This window comes from Pseudomonas sp. B16120, assembly GCF_044218845.1.
Taxonomy (GTDB): domain Bacteria; phylum Pseudomonadota; class Gammaproteobacteria; order Pseudomonadales; family Pseudomonadaceae; genus Aquipseudomonas; species Aquipseudomonas paracarnis.
Genome location: NZ_CP162588.1, coordinates 3466920 through 3488416 on the forward strand (window position 1 = coordinate 3466920; position 21497 = coordinate 3488416).

Here is a 21497-nt window from a genome sequence, read left to right on the forward strand (position 1 = left end):
GGATCCAAGAATACCCGTCACTCAGGGCGTTTGTCAGGCACTGCTGCCTGTTCGGCACTGCGGATATTGGTCATGAAGCTGTCGGCCGGCAATGGATGCCCCAACAGATAGCCTTGCAAGGAATCACACCCCAGGCGGGTAAGGAAATTTTGCTGCGCATCGGTTTCCACGCCTTCGGCGACAATCCGTAAGTCCAGAGCCTGGCCGAGGGCCACGATGGCCGAGACGATGGCGGCGTCGTCGCTGTCGTGTTCCAGGTCACGTACAAAGCCGCGGTCGATCTTCAACTCATTGGCCGGCAGGCGCTTGAGGTACATGAGGCTGGAGTACCCGGTGCCAAAGTCATCGATGGACAGGTCCACGCCCATGTCCGACAGTTGCTGCAATACCTTCATGCTCGCGTCGGCATCGCTCATGGCGGTGGTCTCGGTGATCTCCAGCGTGAGGCTGTTGGCCGGTAATTGGTGACGCTCCAGCGCGGCCGCTACGCTGTTGACCAACCCGGCGTGGCAGAACTGCAACGCCGAGAGGTTAACGGCAATGCGCCAGTGCTCATAACCCTGGGCGTACCACAGGCTCATCTGGCGACAAGCTTCATCGAGTACCCATTCGCCGATGGGGATGATCAGCCCGGTTTTCTCCGCCAGTGCAATAAACGTAGCGGGCATCAACAAGCCTTGTTGCGGATGCTCCCAGCGCAACAGCGCCTCGGCCCCCACGGCAAGACCGCTGACGGCGTCGAACTTGGGTTGGTAGTGCAAACGAAATTGCCCCTGCTCCAGGGCATTGCGCAGGTCCTGCAGCAATTGCAGTTGTTTGCGCGCATTGGTGTTCATCGACACATCGAAGAAGCTGTAGCCGTTCTTGCCCATGCCCTTGGCGTGATACATCGCCGCGTCGGCGTTCATCAGCAGTTCCTGAGGACTATTACCGTTACCGGGGAACATGGCGATACCGACGCTGGCCGAGATCTGCAACTCATGCTCGGCCACCGTGAAGGTGCGGTTGATCAGGCTCACCTGGCGCTCGGCCAAGCCCATGGCATCGTCGGGCTGGGTGAGTTGCACCAGCAATACGAACTCATCGCCGCCGATACGGGCCAGGGTGTCCTGGCTGCGCAAGTCCTCACGCAAGCGCAAGCCGACCTCGCGCAGTAACTGGTCGCCCAGGTGATGACCAAAGGCATCGTTGACCGGCTTGAAGCCATCCAGGTCGATAAACATCAAGGCAAAGCAACCGCCCCGCTCGTTCACCGCCTGGATGCCTTGTTGAATGCGATCAGCCAACAACGTGCGATTGGGCAGGCCGGTGAGCATGTCATGCAGGGCCAGGTGAGTAAGTTCCTGATTGGCCAGGGTCAGGGAATCGGCGAGTACGGCGGTGCGCGCTTCCAGGCGCGCATCCAGCACCGAGGTCAAGAGCGCAATGACCAGCACCGCCAGCGAAGTGACCAAGACCAGGTTATCCAGGCCCTTGCCGCTCAGGCCGGTCAATGCGGCGCCGCAGAAGCTGCCATCGGCAAAGCGCGCCGCAGCCATCCCGGTGTAGTGCATCCCCACGATGGCCACGCCCATCACGACGGCGGCGCCACCCCGTGCCAGCCGCACATAAGGTGTGTTGCGCCGCAGGTTGAAGGCGATCCACAGGGCGGCGCCGGAAGCCACCACCGCGATCACCAACGAAGCGCCAAATAAGGTCGGGTCGTAATCAATGCCGGGTGTCATGCGCATCGCGGCCATGCCGGTGTAATGCATGCTGGCAATTCCAGCGCCCATTACCAACGCCCCGAATGCCAGTTGCCAGACCGGCAAGCGTGGCTGGCTGACCAGCCATAACGCGAAACCACTGGATAGCACGGCGATCAACAGCGAAAACAGGGTAATGCCTACCTCAAACCCGAGGGCAAACGGCAGGCGCAGGGCCAACATCCCGATAAAGTGCATGGACCAGATGCCCACGCCCATCGCCACTGCGCCGCCAGTGATCCATAGGTATACAGCCCGCCCCTTGGCGGTCGCGATACGCCCGGCCAGGTCCAAGGCCGTGTAGGACGCCAGGATGGCCACGCACAGGGAAATCACGACAAGGGAGGTTGAATAGCTACCGATCAACATAGGTTTTCTCGCTGGCGACGGGGCGAAAAAGCCCGTGCCGGGTGGCAAAGCGGGCGATTGTAGCGAGTATGAATCCGAGGCAGGTGATTAATTAATCAGTTGGCCATTAGTGAGTTTTTGGCGTCAATCGGATGGCTTCGCCAGGCTGTTTTCAACGACGTCATGGACATCAAAATGTGGCCTGCGCAGATCCCCTGTGGGAGCGGGCTTGCCCGCGAAGGCGGTGTGTCAGTCACCGCAACTACTACTGCACTAACGCTATCGCAGGCAAGCCAGCTCCCACAGGGTACTGTGCTTAACTGACTGGCATTGGGGTAAGCCCACACAGTTGATCTTGCTCCCCCAGGATGCGCGGCGCATCCGGTTACTCCTTTTCGGCCAGGGAGGTCTGGCCGTCCCAGCCTCCGCCCAACGCTGCAATCAATTGCACACTCGCCACCAGGCGCGATTGCAGCAAGGTCAACACGGTGCGCTCGTTGCTCAAGGCCGTTGCCTGCACCGTGACCACATCCAGATAGGCAATCAACCCGGCCTTGTATTGGTTTTCGGTCAAGCGCAAGGATTCACGCGCCGATTCCAGCGCTTCATTGCTGACCACCGCCTCATCGGCGAGCACCTTGAGCTGGACCATGTAGTTTTCCACCTCACGGAAACCGTCCAACACGGTCTGGCGGTACTTGGCCACGGTCTCGTCATAGCTGGCCACGCTGCGGTCGACTTCCGCCGAGCGCTGGCCGCCATCGAACAGGGTCATGGCCAGTTTCGGCCCCACCGACCAGAAGCGGTTCGGCAGGCTGATCCAATCTTCATAAGTGCTGCTGGAATAGCCGCCCTGCAGGCTCAGGCTGAGGTCCGGGTAATAGGCCGCCTTGGCCACGCCGATATTGGCGTTGGCGGCGATCACCGAGCGTTCGGCCGAGGCAATATCGGGGCGACGCTCCAGCAGTTGGGACGGCAGGCTCACCGGTATTTGCGGTAGCGCCGGAATATCTTTGCTCACCGCCAGATTGAAGTTGGCCGGGGCTTCGCCAATCAGCACGGCTATGGCGTTTTCCAGCTGGGCGCGTTGCCAGATCAAGTCGATCAGGCTGGCCTGGGTGGTCTTGAGCTGGGTTTGCGCCTGGGCAATGGCGTCCTTGCCGGCCACACCGGCGCGGTATTGGTTTTCGGTCATTTTCAATGAACGCTGGTAGGTGTCCAGCGTGGCTTGCAGCAGCCGCGTCTGTTCGTCCATGACCCGCAGTTGCAGGTAGCTTTGCACCAGTTCGGACTGCTGGCTCAGACGCATTGCGGCCAAGTCGGCCGAGCTTGCCTCGGCGCTGGCTTCGTTGGCCTCCAGACCACGGCGCAACTTGCCCCAGATATCGGCTTCCCAGCTCACACCCAACTGGGCATTGAGGGTGTCGCGGATACCACTGCTGGAGCTGCTGAGGCTGGCGCTGCTGCTGCCGGTGCCCTGGCTGGCGCGGGTTTTACCCACGCTCAGGTCAACGCTGGGGTAAAACGCCCCGCGTGAGCTGCGCACCAGCGCCTTTGCCTGACGAAAACGCGCTTCGGCCTGGGCGACGGTCTGGTTGGACGCGTTGAGGCGCACCACCAGGTCATTGAGTTGTCGGTCACCGTACAGCTCCCACCAGGCGCCGCGGGCCAGGGAGTCGCTCGGATTGGCCTGGCGCCAGCCCTGGGCCTCCTTGAACTGCACCGGCTCGATGACGTCCGGGCGTTTGTAGTCAGGGCCGATGGCGCAGGCGCTGAGCAACATGGCCAAGCCCACTGTAGGAGCAAGCTTGCTCGCGAAGACTGCCAACGTTAACGCGTTCATTCTGGATGAGCGCGGCGTCTGGGCCTTTTTCGCGAGCAAGCTCGCTCCTACAGAGGTCGCAGGGGCGTTGGTTGAGTCGGTCATAGCGCAGTGTCCAGGGCAGCATCGGTACGCACGCCGCGCCAGGCGTTGAAGCGATGGCGCGCGCGGTCCAGGTAAAGGTAAACCACCGGGGTGGTGTAAAGGGTCAGGATCTGGCTGAACACCAGGCCGCCAATAATGGTCAGGCCCAACGGGTGACGCATTTCCGCGCCGTCGCCGCTGCCGAGCAGCAACGGCAAGGCACCGAGGATCGCGGCCAGGGTGGTCATCAGGATCGGCCGCAGGCGCAACAGGCAGGCGCTGCGGATCGACTCCAGCGGGCTCATGCCATCGTTGCGCTCCAATTGCAGCGCCAGGTCGATCATCAGGATCGCGTTTTTCTTCACCACGCCGATCAACAGGAACAAGCCCAGCAAAGAGATCAGGCTGAACTCGCCGCCCAGCAGGTAAATCGCAAGCAACGCGCCGACACCGGCCGACGGCAGCGTCGACAGGATGGTCAGCGGGTGAATGTAGCTTTCATACAGAATACCCAGCACCAGGTACACCGCCACCAGCGCACCGAGAATCATGAACGGCTGGCCTTTCTGGGTCGCGGCGAACGCATCGGCAGTACCGGCCATCTTGGCGATCACGTCCTCGGGCAACCCGACTTTGGCAATCGCACGCTCGATAGCCGCCGTGCCCTGCTCCACCGTGACCCCGGGCGCCATGTCGAAGGCGATATTCTCCGAAGCGAACTGGCCTTCATGGCTGACGCGATCGTCGGCCAGGCTGTTCTCATAGTGGGCAATGGTCGACAACGGCACCCGTGCGCCGTCGGCAGTGATCACCTGCATCTGGTTAAGGGTGATCGGGTCCTGGGCGTATTTGGGGTTGACCTCCATCACCACCTGGTACTGGTTGAGGCTGTCATAAATGGTAGAAATCTGCCGCTGGCTGTAGGCGTTGTTGAGCACCGCCGTGACCATGTCCATATCGATACCCAGGCGCTTGGCCTGGTCGCGGTCGACAATCAGCGTGACCTGGGCCGCGCCCCGGCCTTCACGGGCGTCGATGGCGGTCAGCTCTGGCAATTCACGCATGGCCGCCACCACTTTCGGGTACCACAAGCGCAGCGCGGCCAAGTCACCGCTTTGCAGGATGTAGGAGTATTGCGCGCTGGTCTGGTCGCGGCCGCCCCCGAACTGCAGGTCCTGGTCGGCCATCAGGAACAAGCGCCCGCCCGGCACCAGCGGCACCTCCTTGCGCAGGCGCTCGATCACCGCCTGGGCGGAAATTTTGCGTTCGCCGATCGGCTTGAGGCGTACCAGCATCACCGCATTGTTAGTGCCTTGGTTGCCACCGATAAAGCCGGCCACGCTGAGCACCGCCGGGTCCTTGAGCACCGCCTGGCGAAAGATCTCCATCTTCGGCTGCATCACGCTGAACGACAGGCCATCGTCGCCGCGCACAAAACCGATCAACTGGCCGGTGTCCTGCTGGGGCATGAAGGTTTTGGGCACCACCACGTACAGCGCGATATTCACGCCCACGGTGATCAACAGGCTGAGCAAGGTCAGGCGCCGATGGCGCAGCACCCAGTCCAGGCTGGTGGCGTAGCCGGCGACCATGCGGTCGTTGACCTTCTGGCTCCAGCGCTGCAAACCGGTCTGCCGATCCTTCATATGCGGCTTCAACCAGCGGGCGCACAGCATGGGCGTCAAGGTCAGCGAGACAATCAGCGAAACGATGATCGCCGCCGACAAGGTGATCGAAAACTCACGGAACAGGTTAGTGACGATCCCGCCCATGAACAGGATGGACAGGAACACCGCCACCAGCGACACGTTCATCGAGAGCAAGGTAAAACCGACTTCCTGAGCGCCCAGGTACGCGGCTTTCATCGGTGGCACGCCGTCGTCGATGTGCCGGGAAATGTTCTCCAGCACCACGATGGCATCGTCCACCACCAGCCCGGTGGCGAGGATCAGCGCCATCAGCGAGAAGTTGTTCAGAGAAAACCCGTACAGGTACATCACCGCGAAGGTGCCCACCAGCGATACCGGCACCGCCAGGGTCGGGATCAACGAAGCGCGGAAGTTGCCCAGGAACAGGTACACCACCAGGATCACCAGCCCTACAGCGATCAGCAAGGTCATTTCCGCCTCATGCAGGGTGGCGGTAATCACGGGCGAGCGGTCCATGGCCAGGCTGAGCTTGACGCTGGACGGCAGCACCGCCTGCAACGCCGGCAACTGCGCCTTGATCTGCCGCACGGTTTCGATGATGTTGGCGCCGGACTGGCGGTTGATCACCAGCAACACCGCCGAATCATTGTTGAAGAAGCCGCTGTTGTAGCGGTCTTCCACACCATCAGTGATCTTCGCCACGTCCTTGAGGCGCAGAGCGGCGCCGTCCTGGTAGCGAATCAGCAGGGGCTCATAGTCCTTGGCTTTTTCCAGCTGGTCGTTGGCCTGGATCTGCCAGTTGCGCTCGCTGTCTTCCAAGGAGCCCTTGGGCCGGCGCTGGTTGGCATTGGCGATGGTGTTGCGCACATCGTCCAGGGCCACGCCGTACTGATCGAGGGCCTTGGGCTCCAGCTCGATACGCACCGCCGGCAGCGAACTGCCGCCGATCTGCACTTCGCCCACGCCCGGCACCTGGGACAGGCTCTGGGACAGGATGGTCGAGGCCAGGTCGTACAACTGGCCCTTCTGCAGCACGTCAGAGGTCAGCGACAGCACCATGATCGGCGCCTGGGACGGGTTGATCTTCTTGTAGGTGGGCATGCTGCGCATGCCACTGGGCAGCAGGTTGCGCGACGCGTTGATGGCCGCCTGCACTTCCCGCGCCGCCCCGTTGATGTCGCGGTCGGAATCGAACGCCAGAATCACCCGGGTTGAGCCCTGGCTCGACGAACTGCTCATGGTGGTGATACCGGCAATCGCGCCGAACGAGCGCTCCAGCGGCGTGGCCACCGTGGACGCCATCACCTCGGGGCTGGCACCGGGCAAGCTGGCCGACACCACGATCACCGGGAAGTCGATCTGCGGCAGCGGCGACACCGGCAGCAAGTTGAAGCTGACGCCACCGAGCAACATGATCGCCAGGCTCAGCAGCATGGTCGCTACCGGCCGGCGAATGAAAGGTCCGGACAGGTTCATGGCTCAACCGGCTCCAGGCGTTGCGGCTCTTTGCGCCAGCGACGGCCAAGACGATCGAAGTACAGGTAGATCACCGGCGTGGTGAACAGCGTCAACACCTGGCTCACCAGCAAGCCACCGACCATCACCAGGCCCAGGGGCTGGCGCAGTTCGGCGCCGGAACCGCTGGCGAGCATCAACGGCACCGCACCGAACAACGCGGCCAGGGTGGTCATCAAAATTGGCCGGAAGCGCAACAACGCCGCCTGGTAGATCGCCGTCTGCGGGTCCAGGCCCTGGTTGCGTTCGGCGTCGAGGGCGAAGTCGATCATCATGATCGCGTTCTTTTTCACGATACCGATCAGCAGGATGATGCCGATGATCGCAATCATGCCCAGGTCATTGCCACTGAGCAGCAACGCCAGCAAGGCCCCCACCGCCGCCGATGGCAGGGTCGAGAGGATGGTGATCGGGTGGATATAGCTCTCATAGAGCACACCGAGCACGATGTACATGGTGACCACCGCCGCCAGGATCAACAGCAAGGTGCTCGACAACGAGGCTTCGAACGCCTGGGCCGCACCCTGGAACTGGGTTTGCACGCCCACCGGCATGCCAATGTCCTTCTGGGTCTGGTTGATCAGCTCCACGCCTTTGCCCAGCGCCACGCCGGGCGCCAGGTTGAACGACATCATCACCGCCGGGAACTGGCCGATATGGGCAATCGCCAACTGCGCCTGGCGCTGCTCCACATGGGCCAGGCTCGACAGCCGCACCTGGCCACCGTCGGTGGTTTTCACATGGATCTGGTTGAGGGCCGCTGGGCCGAGGGTTTCGCCGGACTGGGCCTGCAACACCACCCGGTACTGGCTGGCCTGGGTGTAGATGGTGGAAATCTGGCGCTGGCCGAAGGCGTCATACAACGCGTCGGTAATGGTCGAGACACTCACGCCCAGGCGCGAGGCCGCGTCGCGGTCTATCACCAGGTACACCTGCAAGCCTTTGTCCTGAAGGTCGCTGGCGACGTCGGTGAGTTCCGGCAACTGGCTGAGGGCGTGTACCAGCTTGCCGCTCCACAACGCCAGCAACTCGGCGTCCGGGGAGGACATGCTGAACTGGTACTGGGTACGGCTGACGCGGTCTTCGATGGTGAGGTCCTGCACCGGCTGCATGAACAGGCGGATGCCCACCAGCTTGTCGATTTGCGGTTGCAGGCGGGTGATCACCTCGGCTGCGCTCAAATCGCGCTGGCCGTGGGCCTTGAGATTGATCAACAAGCGGCCGCTGTTGAGGGTGGCGTTATCGCCGTCCACGCCAATGTAGGACGACAGGCTCTCGACCGCCGGGTCGGCAAGGATGATCTTCGCCAACTCCTGCTGGCGTTGGCTCATCGCCGCAAAGGAAATCGACTGCGGCGCTTCGGAAATACCCTGGATCACGCCGGTGTCCTGCACCGGGAAAAAGCCCTTGGGCACCACCAGGTACAGCACTACCGTAAGCCCCAGGGTGGCGATCGCCACCAGCAACGTCAGCGGCTGGTGCTTGAGCACCCATTGCAGCTTGCGGCCGTAGGCTTCGATCAACCAGTCAATCCAGGCGCCGCTGGCTTTGTAGAAGCGGCCCTGCTCTTCCTCCTTGGGTTCGCGCTTGAGCAGGCGCGCGCACATCATGGGCGTGAGGGTCAGGGACACTACCAGGGAAATCAGGATCGCCACTGCCAGGGTGATGGCGAACTCACGGAACAGCCGCCCGACCACGTCGGCCATGAACAGCAACGGGATCAATACCGCGATCAACGACAGCGTCAGGGACACCAGGGTGAAACCGATCTGCTTGGCGCCCTTGAGCGCGGCCGCCATCGGCGTCTGGCCTTCCTCGATATAGCGCGAGATGTTCTCCAGCATCACGATCGCGTCGTCCACCACAAACCCGGTGGCGATGGTCAGGGCCATCAGCGTCAGGTTATTGATGGAGAATCCGGCCAGGTACATCACACCAAAGGTGCCCACCAGGGACAGCGGCACGGCGATGGACGGAATGATCGTGGCGCTGACCCGGCGCAGGAACAGGAACGTCACCATGACCACCAGGGCAATGGCGATCAGAAGCTCGTGCTGTACGTCTTTGACTGAGGCGCGGATGGTCTGGGTGCGGTCGGTGAGCACCGTCACGTCCAGGCCGGCCGGCAGGTTGTCGGTGATGCTCGGCAGCAGGGCCTTGATGCGGTCCACCACCTCGATCACGTTGGCGCCCGGCTGGCGCTGGATATTGAGCAACACGGCCTGGTTCTCATTGGCCCAGGCGGCGAGGCGTTCGTTTTCGGCACCGTCGACAATCTGCGCGACATCCTTGAGCCGCAGCGGGGCGCCGTTGTTGTAGGCCAGGATCAGTTCGGCATATTGCTCGGGCGAGACCAACTGGTCGTTGGCGTCGAGCATCGACACGCGGGTGGGGCCGTCGAAGTTGCCCTTGGGCTGGTTGACGTTGGAGGCGGCGATCAGGGCGCGCACGTCCGAGAGGTTCAAGCCATTGGCCGCCAGGGCCTCGGGGTTGACCTTGATGCGCACGGCCTGGCGCTGGCCACCGGCGATGCTGACCATGCCGACGCCGCTGATCTGCGCGATTTTCTGCGCCATGCGCGTGTCGACCAAATCATTGAGCTTGGGCAGCAACATGGTCTTGGAGGTAATTGCCAGGGTCAGCACCGGGGTGTCCGCCGGGTTGACCTTGTTGTATACCGGCGGCGCCGGCAAATCCTTGGGCAACAGGTTGGTGGCGGCGTTGATCGCGGCCTGCACCTGTTGCTCGGCGACATCCATATTGATGTCGAGGTTGAAACGCAGGGTCAGCACCGAGGCACCGCCCGAGCTGGTGGACGCCATCTGGGTCAGCCCGGGCATCTGCCCGAACTGACGCTCCAGCGGTGCGGTGACCGCACTGGTCATCACGTCGGGGCTGGCGCCGGGGTACAGGGTCATCACCCGGATAGTCGGGTAATCCACCTGGGGCAACGCCGATACCGGCAGCAGGCGGTACGAAATGATGCCGGCCAGGACAATGGCCAGCATGCTCAGCGTGGTGGCGACCGGGCGAAGGATGAACAGGCGCGACAGGTTCATGAACCGACCTTTTGCGCCTTGCCGGCGTCTGCCCCGGTCTCCCCTTTAGCTGCGGGCTTGCCTTGCAGGTGTTCGGTCGGCGTGGTCGGCACCTCGCTGCTGGCGTTGACCACTTCGATCTCGCTACCGTCCTTGAGGCGGTCGGTGCCTTCCAGCACCACGCGGTCGCCAGCGACCAGGCCCTCTTTGATCACGGTATTTTCGCCATCGGTATCCCCCACCACCAGCGGCTGGACCTTGACCTTCTTGTCACCGTCGAGCTTATAGACAAAGGTGCCATTGTTGCCGAACTGGATCGCCGCAGAGGGTGCCAGCACCACGTTCTTCAAGGTATCGGCCAGCAGGTGCACATTGACGAACTGGTTGGGGAACAGCGCCTGGTCCTTGTTATCGAACCGCGCCTTGAACTTCAGGGTGCCGGTGGTGACATCGATCTGGTTGTCCAGGCTTTGCAGTACACCGACCGCCTGTTTTTTCACGTCGCTACGGTCCCAGGCTTCCACGGGCAACTTGTTACCGGCGTGGTAACGGGCCAGCACGGTTTCCAGGGTATTTTCCGGCAGGGTGAAGGCGACGCTGATTGGCTGGGTCTGGGTGATCACCGCGAGGGCGGTAGTGTCGTTGGCCGCAACCAGGTTGCCGACGTCAAGCTGGCGCAAACCGACGCGGCCGCTGATGGGCGCACGGATCTTGGTGAATTCCAGGTTGAGCTTGGCATCGTCCACCGCGCCCTGGTTGGTCTTGACCGTGCCCTGGTACTGCAACACCAGCGCTTCGGCGGTGTCCAGGGTTTGCTTGGCGATACTGTCCTGGGCATACAGGTCGCGATAACGCTGTACATCGACCTGGGCGTTCTTCAACTGGGCCTGGTTTTGCAGCAAGGTGCCCTGGGCCTGGAGCAAGGCGTTCTGGTAGCTGCGCGGGTCGATTTCTGCCAGCAGGTCGCCGGCCTTGACCATCTGCCCTTCCTCGAAGGCGATCTTGACCAGCTCGCCGCCCACCCGGCTGCGCACATTAATGGTGTTCAGTGCAGTGACCGTCCCCAGGGCCTTGTAGTACACAGGAAACTCCCCCAGCACCGCCGGCGCCACACGCACCGGTACCGGCCCGGTGGAACCACCGAAGCCTGGGCGCGCCATGCCGGTCTTGCCCGTGTGTCCCGCCGGAGCATCTTTATGGGCCGCGCCACTGGGCCAGAATTTCCAGCACAGGCCGGCGATAACCAGCAGCACGAGCAGGCCAAACAGCCAGCGGCGGGAGTTGCGGGAGGAGGATTGCATGGAGTGATCAACCATTGGGGGTGAGAGCTTCTTCTTCGGGAGGCTGAAAGATAAGCACTGGGGTGCGTTTAAAAAAGCACCTTTACCGGCTATTTACCTTAGGCTTACAACGTTTAACTTTTTGATCTTAGTCCACCGGCTATTTCGCTAAGCCGCTGACGCTCAAATAAAAACGGCCTGGACTAGGCCAGGCCGCAATCATGCATCATACGTGTTACTGCCAAACGACAGTCATACGTAGAAACAGTTACTTCAACACAGCCAGGGCGGCGTCGTAGTTTGGCTCTTCAGCGATTTCCTTGACCAACTCGCTGTGCAGCACGTTGTCGTTTTCATCCAGCACCACGACAGCGCGAGCGGTCAGGCCCTGCAGCGGGCCGTCAGCGATGGAAACACCATAGTCGACGGCGAAGTCGGCATTGCGGAAATCCGACAGGTTCTTAACGTTTTCCAGGCCTTCGGAACCACAGAAACGCGCTTGGGCGAATGGCAGGTCGGAGGAGATGCACAGCACCACGGTGTTGGCCACATCGTTGGCCTGGGCGTTGAACTTGCGCACCGAAGTGGCGCAGGTTGGGGTGTCAACGCTTGGGAAGATGTTCAGCACTTTGCGCTTGCCGGCAAAGGTAGCCAGGGTGGCGTTGGACAGATCGCCGGCGGTCAGGGTGAAGTCTGCAGCTTTGGCGCCGACTTTCGGCAATTGGCCTTCAACCTGGACCGGGTTGCCTTTAAGGGTGACTTGAGCCATGAACGGAATCCTTATGCTGGGTTTGGTTAAACGAATTCGAGAGGCGGAAGTTAACCACAAAGTGCCGAAGCTACCTACCGCCAGACACAAATTGTCATGTCCTGAGGTTGTGGTTTAATTGCGCGCTTTGCGCTTGCCCTTCAAGGAAACCTTCGTCGATGAATCAGCCCGCCACCAAAGTCCTGGTCATTGGCTACGTCTGGCCCGAGCCCCGCTCCTCGGCAGCGGGCGGGCATATGATGCAAATCCTTGAGAGCTTTCTTACGCAAGGTTGGGACATTACCTTCAGCAGCCCGGCCACCATTGGCGAGCACAAGGCCGACTTGCCGGCACTCGGGATCGCCGAACGCGCCATCGAACTGAATAACAGCAGTTTCGACGACTTTATTCGCGAACTGGCCCCGGATATCGTGCTGTTCGACCGTTTCATGATGGAGGAGCAATTCGGCTGGCGCGTAGAACAATGCTGCCCCGACGCCCTGCGCGTGCTGGAAACCTCCGACCTGCAAAGCCTGCGCGACGCCCGCCACCAGCGTTTCAAAGAACAAGTAAAAGCCAACCCCGACAGCGACGACTTCAGCGCCCTGTTCGCGCCGGCGCTGGAGGACGAATTCCAGCGCATGGCCGATACCGACCTGGCCAAGCGCGAAATCGCCGCGATTTACCGCTGCGACATCAGCCTGATGATCTCCGACGTGGAAATCCGCCTGCTCACCGAACAGTTCAAGGTGCCTGCCGCCCTGCTCCACTGGTGCCCCTTGATGCTGCAACCGCCCACTGCAGCCTTTGCGCCCTTTGAAGACCGTGCGCATTTCCTCAGCATCGGCAACTTCCGCCACGCGCCAAATTGGGACGCAGTGCTGTGGATGAAGCACAGCCTGTGGCCGCTGATCCGCCAACAGTTGCCGGGCGCGCAGTTGCACATCTACGGCGCCTACACCCCGCCCAAAGCCACCGCCCTGCACAACCCGGCACAGGGTTTTCATGTGATGAACTGGGCCGAAGATGCCTTGCAAGTCATGACGGCGGCGCGTATTTGCCTGGCGCCACTGCGCTTTGGCGCCGGCATCAAGGGCAAGTTAGTCGACGCCATGCTGTGCGGCACACCCAATGTCACCACCCCGATCGGCGCCGAAGCCATGGGCGATGACCAGCCCTGGCCCGGCGAGATCGCACAGGACGCCCCGGCCCTGGCCGCCGCTGCCGTGGCCCTTTACCAGGACCGCGAGCGCTGGACTCAAGCCCAGGAGCATGGGCGCCAACTGCTGGCCCGACGCTATGACCAGGACGTGCACGGGTCCGCCTTGGTGGAATGCCTGGAACGTTGCCGCAGCAACCTCGCGGCCCATCGCCAGGACAACTTCACCGGCAGCATGCTGCGCCATCACGCGCATAAAAGTACCCAATACATGTCCCAGTGGATCGAGGCCAAAAACCGCACCCTATAAACACTGCTGCTGGCGAGGTCGCGCGCGACGGGGCATTATCCTACGCAGCGACCACAATAAAGCGACGGCAGCATGACCCGAGCAACGCGCATCACCGACCCTTCCTACGAACTGATGGACGACCACAACGGCCTGTCCATCATCTATCGTCAGCATGGCTTCCCCTGCCCGTTGGTGCGCTGGCACTTCCACAAGGAATACGAACTGCACCTGATCGTCGCCAGCTCCGGCAAGGTGTTTATCGGCGACTACATCGGCAACTTCTACCCGGAAAGCCTGTTCCTCACCGGCCCCAACCTGCCCCATAACTGGATCAGCCAGGTGGAGGAAGATGAAGTGGTGCCCAAGCGTGACATGCTGGTGAACTTCACCGATGAGTTGTTCGAACACGGCAGCCACATCTTCACCGAACTCAAAAGCCTGGCGCCGCTGCTTGAACGTGCGCAATACGGCATCGAATTTCGCTGCAAAAAAACCATCGCCAACGCCATGACCCTGATGCAACGCATCGAAGACGCCCAAGGCATGGCACGCCTGGGGCACTTCTTTATCTTGCTGGAGGTGTTGAGCGCCTGTGAGGACTACCAGTTACTGTCCGGCGTCACCACGCCACAGCAAGCCGACGAACACAGCATCGACCGCACCAACCGCGCAGTGGACTACATCTTTGCCCACTACGCCCGAGAGCTGCCGTTGGAAGAAGTGGCGGAGTACCTGGGGATGAAGCCGACGTATTTTTCCAGGGTGTTCAAACAGGCGACCGGGCGGACTTTTATTGAATTCGTCAATCGGCTGCGCATCAGCAAATCCTGTGAATTACTGGCCGATGGGGACAAGGCCGTGACTGATGTGTGTTTTGAGTCGGGGTTTAATAATATTTCCAACTTTAATCGGCGGTTTCAACAGCTTAAGGGGATGACGCCGTCTCACTATCGGCGGTTGGCGGTGCAGCGGCTGACTGAGCAGAATTTGGCTTGAGGTTGATCGTTCATCTAGGTGGTGCGAAACAGAAACGTCTTACAAGGCTTTGAGGTTGCCCCTAGGACACTCGATCTCTAGTCTCCGTACACCGCTGCACAGGCAGCGTCGGGCGTCGCGGCCCGGTTTAATCAGATGCAAAGTGCCATTTCCGCTTTTAGTCGGCGTTTTTTTATCGTCTACTGTGCGGCTTCATGGTGGCTGTGCGCGGGATACCTTCGGGTATGCCGGTTTCCTGATTCCGGTCCGCGAACCTGCGTACGGCTACCACCCCATAGCGTCGCGGCGAAAGGGTGGCAGCTCCACTTAAATCAGGAGTTTCACCATGATCAAACCCACCCCAAATCCCCCAATCGATCCAGCACCCAGCGTGCTATTCACCGTTAAAGACGGCATCGATCGTTCCCGCGCTCCGCGTGGGCATGCATTCCGTGACGCTCTGCATCACTCGGGGACGCAGAGCGTCCCAAGCGGCGTTACCACGCGGAGCGTGGGAACGATCAAGCGTTAAGCACTGCACTGAGGATCGTTCCCGCGCTTTGCGTGGGCATGCATTCCGTGACGCTCTGCGTCACCCCGGGACGCAGAGCGTCCCAAGCGGCGTTACCACGCGGAGCGTGGGAACGATCAAGCGTTAAGCACTGCACTGAGGATCGTTCCCGCGCTCTGCGTGGGAATGCATACCGTGACGCTCTGCGTCACCCCGGGACGCAGAGCGTCCCTAGCGACGTTGCCACGCGGAGCGTGGGAACGATCAGGTGGTCGATGAGTGCAAAAAAGTATCAGTGAGCGTGCGCCCAAGGATTTGTCACCGCCGCTTTTGAAGGCTGTAATCAACGCACACTCTTCCTGACTTCTCGTAGGAAGACACAACAACAATAACCGTCCTTCTGTAGCCCTCTGGGCGCGGAAATGGAGTGCGCGATGAAGTTCACAGCAAAAGCATTGCTTGCCTGCACCTGCATGACCCTCAGCGCCGTCAGCCTTGGCGCGCAAACCCTGACCATTGCCACCGTCAACAACAGCGACATGATCCGCATGCAGAAGCTCTCGAAAACCTTCGAGACCGAGCACCCGGAGATCAAGTTGAACTGGGTGGTGCTCGAAGAAAACGTGCTGCGCCAACGCCTGACCACCGACATCGCCACCCAGGGCGGGCAGTTCGATGTGTTGACCATCGGCATGTACGAAGCCGCACTCTGGGGCGCCAAGGGGTGGCTGGAGCCGATGAAGGACTTGCCGGCTTCCTACGACCTCGACGATGTGTTCCCTTCGGTGCGTGACGGTTTGTCGGTCAAGGGCTCGTTGTACGCCCTGCCGTTCTATGCCGAAAGCTCGATCACCTATTACCGCACCGACCTGTTCAAGGACGCCGGGCTGAGCATGCCTGAGCACCCGACCTGGAGCCAGATCGGCGAATTCGCCGTTAAACTCACCGACAAATCCAAAGAGCAATACGGCCTGTGCCTGCGCGGCAAAGCCGGTTGGGGTGAGAACATGGCGCTGATCACCACCCTGGCCAACGGCTTCGGCGCGCGCTGGTTCGATGAGAAGTGGCAGCCAGAGTTCAACGGCCCCGAGTGGAAGAACGCGCTGAACTTCTACGTCGACAACATGAAGAAATCCGGCCCGCCGGGCGCCTCCAGCAACGGTTTCAACGAAAACCTGGCGCTGTTCAACAGCGGCAAATGCGCGATCTGGGTGGATGCCAGCGTGGCCGGCTCGTTTGTTACCGACAAGAGCCAGAGCAAGGTCGCAGACCATGTCGGCTTTACCTTCGCGCCCCATGAGAAAACCGACAAGGGCACGTCGTGGCTGTACTCCTGGAGCCTGGCGATCCCCACCAGTTCCAAGGCCAAGGACGCCGCCAAGGTGTTCACCAGTTGGGCCACCTCCAAGGAATACGGCCAGCTCGTGGCCAAGACCGATGGCATCGCCAACGTGCCGCCGGGTACCCGCCAATCCACCTATAGCGACGAGTACATGAAGGCCGCGCCGTTCGCCAAGGTGACGCTGGAATCGCTGAAAGTGGCCGACCCGACCAAGCCGACCGAGAAGCCGGTGCCGTATATCGGTATCCAGTTGGTGACCATTCCTGAATTCCAGGCGATTGGTACCCAGGTGGGCAAGTTCTTCTCGGGTGCGCTGACCGGTCAGCAAACCGTCGATGCTGCGTTGACCTCCGCGCAGAACACCACCGAGCGGGAAATGAAGCGGGCTGGTTACCCCAAGTAAACCAGCCTCACCACCGCAAATACAGGAGCAGAGCTTTTGTGGGAGCTGGCTTGCCTGCGATGCAAACGACTCGGTCTATCCGTAACACCGAGGCGATACCATCGCAGGCAAGCCAGCTCCCACAGTGACCGCGCTCCGACGCAGATTCTGTAGGCATCTGACTGGTTCTGATCACCATGAATACACCCACCAAAAACCGCCTGGCCAACCCCGGCTGGTTTCTCGTCAGCCCCTCGGTGGCCTTGTTGCTGCTGTGGATGATCGTGCCGCTGGGCATGACCCTGTACTTTTCGCTGATCCGCTACAACCTGCTCTACCCCGGCGAAAACCAATTCGTGGGGCTGGAAAACTTCAGCTACTTCATCACCGATTCGGGGTTCCTGCCCGGCGCCACCAATACCCTGTTGCTGGTGGGCAGCGTCTTGCTGATCAGCGTGGTGTTCGGCGTGTTGATCAGTGCGCTGCTGGAGGCCAGTGAGTTCCTGGGGCGCGGCATCGTCAGGGTGATGCTGATTTCGCCGTTCTTCATCATGCCCACGGTGGGCGCGCTGATCTGGAAGAACCTGATTTTTCACCCGGTGTCGGGGATTCTCGCCGCCGTGTGGAAGTTCTTCGGCGCCGAGCCGGTGGACTGGCTGGCGCATTACCCGCTGCTGTCGATCATCATCATTGTGTCGTGGCAATGGCTGCCCTTCGCGATCCTGCTGCTGATGACCGCCATGCAGTCCCTGGACCAGGAGCAGAAGGAAGCCGCACGCCTGGACGGTGCCGGCGCCATTGCGATCTTCTGGCACCTGACCTTGCCCCACCTGGCCCGCCCGATTGCCGTGGTGGTGATGATCGAAACCATCTTCCTGCTCTCGGTATTCGCCGAAATCTTCACCACCACCAACGGCGGCCCGGGCTACGCCTCGACCAACCTCGCCTACCTGATCTACAACCAGGCACTGGTGCAGTTCGATGTGGGCATGGCCTCGGCCGGCGGCTTGATTGCCGTGGTCATCGCCAATATCGCGGCGATCATCCTGGTGCGGATGATCGGCAAAAACCTGACTGACAAGCCTTGAGGGCCGCGCCATGACGCTTCAACAATCCCGCCGCCTGCAAAGCCTGCTGCTCGGCACATTGGCCTGGGCCATCGCGATCCTGATTTTCTTTCCGATCTTCTGGATGGTGCTGACCAGCTTCAAGACCGAAATCGACGCGTTCGCCACGCCGCCGCAGTTCATCTTCACGCCGACGCTGGAGAACTACCTGCACATCAACGAGCGCAGCAATTACTTCGCCTACGCCTGGAACTCGGTGGTGATTTCCTTCAGCGCCACCGCCCTGTGCCTGCTCATTTCGGTACCGGCCGCCTATTCCATGGCGTTCTACGAAACCCAGCGCACCAAGGGCACGCTGCTGTGGATGCTGTCGACCAAGATGCTGCCGCCGGTGGGCGTGCTGATGCCGATCTACCTGTTGGCCAAGAGCTTTGGCCTGTTGGACACGCGCATTGCGCTGATCATCATCTACACCCTGATCAACCTGCCGATTGTGGTGTGGATGGTGTACACCTACTTCAAGGACATCCCCAAGGACATCCTCGAAGCCGCCCGCCTGGACGGCGCCACCCTGTGGCAGGAAATGGTGCGCGTGCTGCTGCCCATCGCCAAGGGTGGCCTGGCCTCCACGGTACTGCTGTCGTTGATCCTGTGCTGGAACGAGGCCTTCTGGTCGCTGAACCTGACCTCCTCCAGCGCCGCGCCGCTGACCGCCTTGATCGCCTCTTACTCCAGCCCCGAAGGCTTGTTCTGGGCCAAGCTGTCCGCCGTCTCGACCCTCGCCTGCGCGCCGATCCTGATCTTTGGCTGGATCAGCCAGAAGCAGTTGGTACGCGGTTTGTCCTTTGGCGCCGTCAAATAATAATTCCCAGCGGAGGGCCCATCATGGCCAACCTGAAAATCAAGAATCTGCAAAAAGGCTTTGAAGGTTTTTCCATCATCAAGGGCATCGACCTGGAAGTGAACGACAAGGAATTCGTGGTGTTCGTCGGCCCGTCGGGCTGTGGCAAGTCCACCTTACTGCGCCTGATCGCCGGCCTGGAAGAAGTCAGCGACGGCACCATCGAACTCGATGGCCGCGACATTACCGAAGTCACCCCGGCCAAGCGCGACCTGGCCATGGTGTTCCAGACCTATGCGCTGTACCCGCACATGAGCGTGCGCAAGAACATGTCGTTTGCCCTGGACCTGGCGGGCGTCGACAAGAAGCTGGTCGAGAGCAAAGTCAGCGAAGCGGCGCGCATCCTTGAGCTGGGGCCTTTGCTGGAGCGCAAGCCCAAGCAACTTTCGGGTGGCCAGCGCCAGCGCGTGGCGATTGGCCGAGCGATTGTGCGCAACCCGAAGATCTTCCTGTTCGACGAACCGCTGTCCAACCTCGACGCCGCCCTGCGCGTGCAGATGCGCCTGGAGCTGGCGCGCCTGCATAAAGAACTGCAAGCGACCATGATCTACGTGACCCACGACCAGGTCGAAGCCATGACCCTGGCCGACAAGGTGGTGGTGCTCAACAGCGGGCGCATCGAACAGGTCGGTTCGCCGCTGGAGCTGTACCACCAGCCGGCCAACCTGTTTGTGGCAGGCTTTCTCGGCACGCCGAAGATGGGCTTCCTCAAGGGCCAGGTCACCCGCGTCGACAGCCAAGGCTGCGAGGTGCAACTGGACGCCGGCACTCTGATCAGCCTGCCGTTGAGCGGCGCCACCCTGAGCGTGGGCAGCGCGGTGACCCTGGGCATTCGTCCCGAGCACCTGGAAATGGCCACACCCGGGCAAACCACCCTGACCGTCACCGCCGACGTCGGCGAGCGCCTGGGCAGCGACACCTTCTGCCACGTCATCACCCGCAACGGCGAACCGCTGACCATGCGTATCCGTGGCGACATGGCCAGCCAGTACGGCGAGACGCTGCAGCTGCACCTGGACCCGGCGCACTGCCATCTGTTCGACACCGATGGCGTCGCCGTGGCCCGCCCACTGCGCGCTGCCGCCTGATTTCGCGAGTATTTCCAGATGAAATTGAATAAAGCCAACCTGACCCAACTGGCGCCCCAAGTGCAGTTGCCTGCGTATGCGATTGCCGACACCCGCCAGGGCATCGCGCACATTGGCGTCGGCGGTTTCCACCGTGCGCACCAGGCGTTTTACACCGATGCCCTGATGAACACTGGCGAAGGCCTGGACTGGGGCATCTGCGGCGTGGGCCTGCGCAGTGAAGACCGCAAGGCCCGCGACGACCTGGCCGGCCAGGATTACCTGTTCACCCTGTATGAACTGGGCGACACCGACGACACGCAAGTGCGCGTGATCGGCTCGATCAGCGACATGCTGCTGGCCGAAGACGGCGCCCAGGCGCTGATCGATAAGCTCGCCAGCCCACAGATCCGCATCGTCTCGCTGACCATCACCGAGGGCGGCTACTGCATCGACGACAGCAACGGCGAGTTCATGGCCCACCTGCCGCAGATCCAGCATGACCTGGCGCACCCGAGAGCGCCGAAAACCGTGTTCGGCTTTATCTGCGCCGCGCTGACCCAGCGCCGCGCCGCTGGCACCCCGGCCTTCACGGTGATGTCCTGCGATAACCTGCCCCACAACGGCGCCGTCACCCGCAAGGCCCTGCTGGCCTTCGCCGCCCTGCACGACGCGGGCCTGCATGACTGGATCAAGGCCAACGTGAGCTTCCCGAACGCCATGGTTGACCGCATCACGCCCATGACCAGCACCGCCCACCGCCTGCAACTGCATGACCAGCACGGGATCGACGATGCCTGGCCGGTGGTGTGCGAGCCGTTTGTGCAGTGGGTGCTGGAAGACAAATTTGTCAACGGGCGCCCGGCCTGGGAAAAGGTCGGCGTGCAGTTCACCGATGACGTCACGCCTTACGAAGAAATGAAGATCGGCCTGCTCAACGGCAGCCACCTGGCCCTCACGTACCTGGGGTTCCTCAAGGGCTACCGGTTCGTTCACGAGACCATGAACGACCCTGTGTTCGTGGCGTATATGCGCGCCTACATGGACCTGGACGTCACGCCGAACCTGGCGCCGGTACCCGGTATCGACCTGACCGAATACAAGCAGACCCTGGTGCAACGCTTTTCCAACCAGGCGATTGCCGACCAGTTGGAGCGCGTATGCTCCGACGGTTCATCGAAGTTTCCCAAGTTCACCGTGCCGACCATCAACCGCCTGATTGCCGACGGCCGCGAGACGGACCGTGCCGCCCTTGTGGTGGCGGCCTGGGCGCTGTACTTGAAAGGTGTGGATGAAAACGGCGCGCGCTACAGCATCCCGGATCCGCGGGCAGCGTTCTGCCAGGACCTGGTGAGCGATGACGCGCTGATCAGCCAGCGGTTGCTGGGGGTGGAAGAGATTTTTGGCACAGCTATTCCCAAGTCGGCGGCGTTTGTGGCAGCGTTCGAGCGGTGTTATGCAAGCCTGCGCGACAAAGGCGTCACCACCACACTACAAAACCTGCTGAACAAACCGGATTAAACAGGTGGGAGCTGGCTTGCCTGCGATAGCGGTGGTCCAGTAAACCCTGTG

Annotated in this window: 13 protein-coding genes; 7 read left to right on the forward strand and 6 right to left on the reverse strand. The window is 61.4% G+C overall.

The annotated features are described in order from the left end of the window. Window positions 1–17: 17 nt before the first annotated feature. The 6 genes from AB4P90_RS16140 to tpx form a co-directional block, all read right to left on the reverse strand. Window positions 18–2114, reverse strand: a complete 2097-nt coding sequence (locus AB4P90_RS16140; protein ID WP_038450352.1) for a bifunctional diguanylate cyclase/phosphodiesterase — start codon at window positions 2112–2114, stop codon at window positions 18–20. 364 nt (window positions 2115–2478) lie between these two features. After that, complete coding sequence (locus AB4P90_RS16145; RefSeq protein WP_081088325.1) at window positions 2479–4020, reverse strand: efflux transporter outer membrane subunit; 1542 nt, start codon at window positions 4018–4020, stop codon at window positions 2479–2481. Further along, window positions 4017–7124 carry an efflux RND transporter permease subunit gene (locus tag AB4P90_RS16150; protein ID WP_395605142.1) on the reverse strand — a complete coding sequence of 1036 codons (3108 nt, stop codon included), beginning with the start codon at window positions 7122–7124 and terminating at the stop codon, window positions 4017–4019. Before AB4P90_RS16150 ends, AB4P90_RS16145 begins: the two co-directional genes overlap by 4 nt. Then, on the reverse strand, window positions 7121–10222 hold the full coding sequence (locus AB4P90_RS16155; protein ID WP_073453633.1) for an MdtB/MuxB family multidrug efflux RND transporter permease subunit: 3102 nt from the start codon (window positions 10220–10222) through the stop codon (window positions 7121–7123). The genes AB4P90_RS16150 and AB4P90_RS16155 overlap by 4 nt, the downstream gene beginning before the upstream one ends. After that, window positions 10219–11517, reverse strand: coding sequence for an MdtA/MuxA family multidrug efflux RND transporter periplasmic adaptor subunit (locus AB4P90_RS16160; protein ID WP_014718695.1), 1299 nt, complete (start codon window positions 11515–11517; stop codon window positions 10219–10221). Before AB4P90_RS16160 ends, AB4P90_RS16155 begins: the two co-directional genes overlap by 4 nt. 232 nt (window positions 11518–11749) lie before the next feature. Continuing rightward, on the reverse strand, window positions 11750–12250 hold the full coding sequence (tpx, locus tag AB4P90_RS16165; protein ID WP_014718696.1) for a thiol peroxidase: 501 nt from the start codon (window positions 12248–12250) through the stop codon (window positions 11750–11752). 158 nt (window positions 12251–12408) lie between these two features. Between tpx and AB4P90_RS16170 the strand changes: the two genes are divergently transcribed. From AB4P90_RS16170 to AB4P90_RS16200, 7 genes are all read left to right on the forward strand, one after another. Continuing rightward, the gene (locus AB4P90_RS16170) at window positions 12409–13698 is read left to right on the forward strand and encodes a glycosyltransferase (RefSeq protein WP_395605143.1); all 1290 of its coding nucleotides are present in this window, start codon (window positions 12409–12411) and stop codon (window positions 13696–13698) included. Between the two features lie 72 nt (window positions 13699–13770). Further along, window positions 13771–14676, forward strand: coding sequence for an AraC family transcriptional regulator (locus AB4P90_RS16175; RefSeq protein ID WP_014718698.1), 906 nt, complete (start codon window positions 13771–13773; stop codon window positions 14674–14676). A 924-nt stretch (window positions 14677–15600) separates the two neighbouring features. Beyond that, entirely contained in the window at window positions 15601–16911 is a 1311-nt protein-coding gene (locus AB4P90_RS16180; protein ID WP_019816864.1) for a sugar ABC transporter substrate-binding protein, read from the forward strand. A 176-nt stretch (window positions 16912–17087) separates the two neighbouring features. Further along, complete coding sequence (locus AB4P90_RS16185; protein ID WP_014718700.1) at window positions 17088–17978, forward strand: carbohydrate ABC transporter permease; 891 nt, start codon at window positions 17088–17090, stop codon at window positions 17976–17978. Between the two features lie 10 nt (window positions 17979–17988). Then, complete coding sequence (locus tag AB4P90_RS16190) at window positions 17989–18819, forward strand: carbohydrate ABC transporter permease (RefSeq protein ID WP_005788583.1); 831 nt, start codon at window positions 17989–17991, stop codon at window positions 18817–18819. A gap of 23 nt (window positions 18820–18842) precedes the next feature. Beyond that, the gene (locus tag AB4P90_RS16195) at window positions 18843–19946 is read left to right on the forward strand and encodes an ABC transporter ATP-binding protein (RefSeq protein WP_130175691.1); all 1104 of its coding nucleotides are present in this window, start codon (window positions 18843–18845) and stop codon (window positions 19944–19946) included. An 18-nt stretch (window positions 19947–19964) separates the two neighbouring features. Then, window positions 19965–21446 carry a mannitol dehydrogenase family protein gene (locus tag AB4P90_RS16200; protein ID WP_060767705.1) on the forward strand — a complete coding sequence of 494 codons (1482 nt, stop codon included), beginning with the start codon at window positions 19965–19967 and terminating at the stop codon, window positions 21444–21446. Window positions 21447–21497: the final 51 nt, after the last annotated feature.

Bases quoted from the DNA above. Each gene is read 5' to 3' on its own strand.
- AB4P90_RS16190 (WP_005788583.1), top strand. From the start codon at position 17,989: ATGACGCTTCAACAATCCCGCCGCCTGCAAAGCCTGCTGCTCGGCACA.
- AB4P90_RS16180 (WP_019816864.1), top strand. From the start codon at position 15,601: ATGAAGTTCACAGCAAAAGCATTGCTTGCCTGCACCTGCATGACCCTC.
- AB4P90_RS16150 (WP_395605142.1), bottom strand. From the start codon at position 7,124: ATGAACCTGTCCGGACCTTTCATTCGCCGGCCGGTAGCGACCATGCTG.
- AB4P90_RS16170 (WP_395605143.1), top strand. From the start codon at position 12,409: ATGAATCAGCCCGCCACCAAAGTCCTGGTCATTGGCTACGTCTGGCCC.
- AB4P90_RS16175 (WP_014718698.1), top strand. From the start codon at position 13,771: ATGACCCGAGCAACGCGCATCACCGACCCTTCCTACGAACTGATGGAC.
- AB4P90_RS16140 (WP_038450352.1), bottom strand. From the start codon at position 2,114: ATGTTGATCGGTAGCTATTCAACCTCCCTTGTCGTGATTTCCCTGTGC.
- AB4P90_RS16145 (WP_081088325.1), bottom strand. From the start codon at position 4,020: ATGACCGACTCAACCAACGCCCCTGCGACCTCTGTAGGAGCGAGCTTG.
- AB4P90_RS16160 (WP_014718695.1), bottom strand. From the start codon at position 11,517: ATGGTTGATCACTCCATGCAATCCTCCTCCCGCAACTCCCGCCGCTGG.
- AB4P90_RS16155 (WP_073453633.1), bottom strand. From the start codon at position 10,222: ATGAACCTGTCGCGCCTGTTCATCCTTCGCCCGGTCGCCACCACGCTG.
- AB4P90_RS16195 (WP_130175691.1), top strand. From the start codon at position 18,843: ATGGCCAACCTGAAAATCAAGAATCTGCAAAAAGGCTTTGAAGGTTTT.
- tpx (WP_014718696.1), bottom strand. From the start codon at position 12,250: ATGGCTCAAGTCACCCTTAAAGGCAACCCGGTCCAGGTTGAAGGCCAA.
- AB4P90_RS16185 (WP_014718700.1), top strand. From the start codon at position 17,088: ATGAATACACCCACCAAAAACCGCCTGGCCAACCCCGGCTGGTTTCTC.
- AB4P90_RS16200 (WP_060767705.1), top strand. From the start codon at position 19,965: ATGAAATTGAATAAAGCCAACCTGACCCAACTGGCGCCCCAAGTGCAG.